Source organism: Rhodopirellula sp. JB055 (assembly GCF_043100905.1).
In the GTDB taxonomy this organism is placed as follows: Bacteria; Planctomycetota; Planctomycetia; order Pirellulales; family Pirellulaceae; genus Rhodopirellula.
The window spans coordinates 1-3,452 of record NZ_JBICHO010000051.1 but is presented as its reverse complement, the minus strand read 5'-3'; the positions used below and the strand labels follow the sequence as shown (position 1 = coordinate 3,452).

At 59.4% G+C, this 3,452-nt stretch carries 2 protein-coding genes; one reads left to right on the top strand and one right to left on the bottom strand.

Annotated elements, in window-relative coordinates; all coding sequences use genetic code 11:
- On the bottom strand, window positions 1-1,396 hold a 1,396-nt coding region (locus ACF8AM_RS01930), incomplete at its 3' end, for a DUF1501 domain-containing protein (RefSeq protein ID WP_392554017.1).
- A gap of 226 nt (window positions 1,397-1,622) precedes the next feature.
- Here ACF8AM_RS01930 and ACF8AM_RS01925 point away from each other — a divergent pair.
- Complete coding sequence (locus ACF8AM_RS01925; RefSeq protein ID WP_392554016.1) at window positions 1,623-3,035, top strand: enolase C-terminal domain-like protein; 1,413 nt, start codon at window positions 1,623-1,625, stop codon at window positions 3,033-3,035.
- Window positions 3,036-3,452 lie beyond the last annotated feature (417 nt).

Below are 3,452 nucleotides of genomic sequence, written 5' to 3'. Positions count from 1 at the left end.
TTGGATCGAGTCCCATTTGGTGCAAGATCGTGGCGTGCAGGTTGCGAACGTGCAGCGGGTTTTCGACCGCCGCGGCACCGAGTTCGTCGGTTGTTCCGTGGCTGATGCCGCCTTTGATTCCGCCTCCGGCCATCCACATGGTGAATCCGTAGGCCTTGTGGTATCGGCCGCTGCCGTTGGCGTATTCCGCGGTGGGTTGGCGTCCGAATTCGCCGCCCCAAACGACGAGGGTTTCATCCAGCATGCCGGTTCGTTTCAAATCGGCCAGCAACGCTGCGATGGGCTGGTCAGTCGCACCGGCGTGTTTGTTGTGGTTGATTTCGAGATCGCCGTGAGCGTCCCAGTTGTCGTCGTTGTGGGCACCGCCGCTGTAAAGCTGTATGAAGCGAACGCCACGCTGTGCCAAGCGACGTGCGAGCAAGCAGCGTTTTCCGAAGGCTTGCGTCTTGGGGTTGTTGACGCCGTACATCGCGAGCGTTTCTTCGGTTTCGTCCGAGAGGTCAACGGCTTCCGGTGCAGCGGACTGCATTCGGTAGGCCAGTTCGTAACTGGAGATTCGCGAGGCCAAGGGTTCTTCGCCAACGTGTTGAGCGAGGTGCCGACGGTTGGCGTCTTGAATGGAATCGATCAGGCGGAGTTGCAGTCCAGGCGGGAAATCTGAAGGCGGGTTCAGGTCCAGAATTGGATTGCCTTCGGTGCGGAACACCGTGCCTTGGTAGGTGGCGGGCATGTAACCGCTGGACCAGTTTTTTGCACCGCTGATCGGACCGCCGGTTGGATCGAGCATCACGACGAAGCCGGGCATGTTTTGGTTTTCGCTGCCCAGTCCATACGTCAGCCAGGACCCCAGGGCTGGTGAACCAGACAAAATTTTGCCGCTGTTCATCATCAGCATGGCGGAGCCGTGGATTGGCGAGTCCGCGGTCATGGAATGCAGGAAGGCGATGTCGTCGACGTGTTTGGCGACGTTGGGGAACAGCGTGCTGACCATTTTGCCGCACTCGCCGTGGGGAGCGAAATCCCAGCGAGGTTCAACGATTCGGCCGCCGGCTTTGTGTCCGCCGCGGCCGAACGTTTTGACGTCGACGGTTTTTCCGTCCATGCCCTTCATGGCGGGTTTGTGGTCGAACGTGTCGATGTGGCTGGGGCCGCCATACATGAACAGGAAGATCACCGTCTTGGCTTTCGGTGCGAAATGCGGTGGTTTGACCGCCATCGGTCCAGTTGAGCCAGCAACTTGGGACGCAGGCGAGGCCGAAGCGTGTGGCAACAATCCATCGGACGCCAACATCGAGCTGAGTGCAGCGGCACCAAAGCCGCACCCGGTTTCCCACACGAATTCGCGGCGGGTTCGACCACAAAAGTTACCTGGACGGCTTGTTCGTTTTGCGTTCATGACGAGTCGGTGGGCAGGCGGCGTGTGGTGAGGGGCGGGGCGAACGGACAGGGAAACGGGATGACGTGGATTCTTACCCTGTTGTCGGGTTCTCATTGTAAACCAGATTGGCGAACGAAGGCAATCGTTTCGCTGGAATTCTGCTTTTGTGGTGCTGCATTGAAGGGGAGCGGTTGCGTTAAACTGCTGGCAAAATCACTTTGTCCCTTGCACCTCGAGTCCCGCCTTGTCCGCTCCAAAGTCTCTCTCTTTTCCCGCGAATCCTGCTCCGACGGCTCTCAAAAAGTTTTCGCTGGCGTTGCAATCCGAGTCCTATCGCTACCGAACGCCGATGAAGTTCGGCGGGCGAGTGGTGGAAGAGGTCACGGTTTTGACAGCCGAGTGCACCGCAACGAACCTAGCCGGCCAGGTCGCCGAGGGTGACAAAATCGGTGTGGGCAGCATGACGATGGGAGTGACTTGGGCGTGGCCCGATGCGTCGCTCACCGATGACACGAAGTTGGAGGTCGTTTTAGAATTGGCCAGCCGAATGGCCGCGCAAGTGAACGAGGCGTCGGGAACGCTCGCCGGGCATCCAATGGAAATTTGCCTTCAACTTGCCAGTCGCCGAGACGAGTTGGTGGACGCGGTGGCGAGAGGCCATGAGTTGACGGAGCCAATTCCAGAGTTGGCGATCCTGCTGGCCGCGTCGCCGATCGAAGCCGCTTTGTTTGACGCTCACGGGAAAGCGGCCGGGCAGAGCAGTTACAGCTTGCTGTCAGCCGAGCATCTTCCGCCGGATTTGGGGCAGTTGACTGGCGACGATCGCTATGCTGGTTTGCGATTGGATTCCTTCATCTCTCAGTCGCCCGTCGCGACGTTGCCGCTGTATCACTTGGTCGGGGCGTTGGATCCTTTGACGGCTGAAGACCTGGCGAAGCCTGTTGGCGACGGATTGCCGGAAACGCTCGGTGAGTGGATCACTCGCAACGAGTTGACTCACCTGAAGATCAAGCTGAATGGCGACGATGCGGATTGGGATTTCCGCCGAGTTCGCGACATCAACACCGTTGCCAACGAGACGACGGATCGCGGTGCGTCGACGGGGAAGCCGTGGTGGTTCTCGTTGGATTTCAACGAACGCTGCGAGGACGAAGCGTATGTGTTGGGTTTGCTGGATCGACTCGAATCGGAATGCCCGGAAGCGTTTGAGCGGATTCAGTACATCGAACAGCCAACGCATCGCGATTTGAAACGGCCGGGCGCGGTCACGATGCATCAAGCTGCGGCGAGAATCCCAGTGGTGATCGATGAATCATTGACGGGGTTGGAGAGCCTTCACCTGGCGGTCTCGCAAGGTTACAGCGGCATTGCGTTGAAGGCTTGCAAGGGACACGCGGAGGCGTTGTTGTTGGGGGCTGTTGCGGTGCACGAGAAGTTGTTTTTGTGCGTCCAGGATTTGACCTGTGTGGGTGCATCGCTTTTGCACTCAGCGTCGTTGTCGGCTCACATTCCTGGCGTGGCCGCGGTGGAGAGCAATGGACGCCAGTATTGCCCCGAGGGCAACGCGGAATGGATGGCGAAGTTCGGACCGATGTTTGAGGTCCGCGGCGGTAGCGTGCCGACGAGTTGCTTGGATGGACCGGGGCTTGGGTACTGAGTGCCTGTCGCTCGGTGGTCCTCCACCGAGGTGAGTGCCGAGTCAGTCGTTGCTGGCGGCAGAGTGGAACAGTTGTCCTCAACTGTTTGCGCGCTGGCTTGGAATCGTTGAGTTGCTGGACGCGATCGCGATTGAAATTTGACGCAGAGGCGGGGAGTCGCGGGGATGCAGAGCAACGGGGGTGCGGGCAGCGAATGGGAAGAGGCAAGGCAACTGCTTTGCACTGTGCCTCTCACTCCTCTGGGGCGTTCCATGCGTCTGTGCGCCGAATGGCACTTACTTTACCCTTCCTATGGGAGGGGCGGCCCGCTTCGGGCCGGGGAGGGCGAACCTAAAACCCGGTGTGTAGCCCTCCCCTCGCTTCGCTCGACTCTCTCAGGGGGAGGGTGAATTCGTTTAGTAAGTGCCATTGGGCTA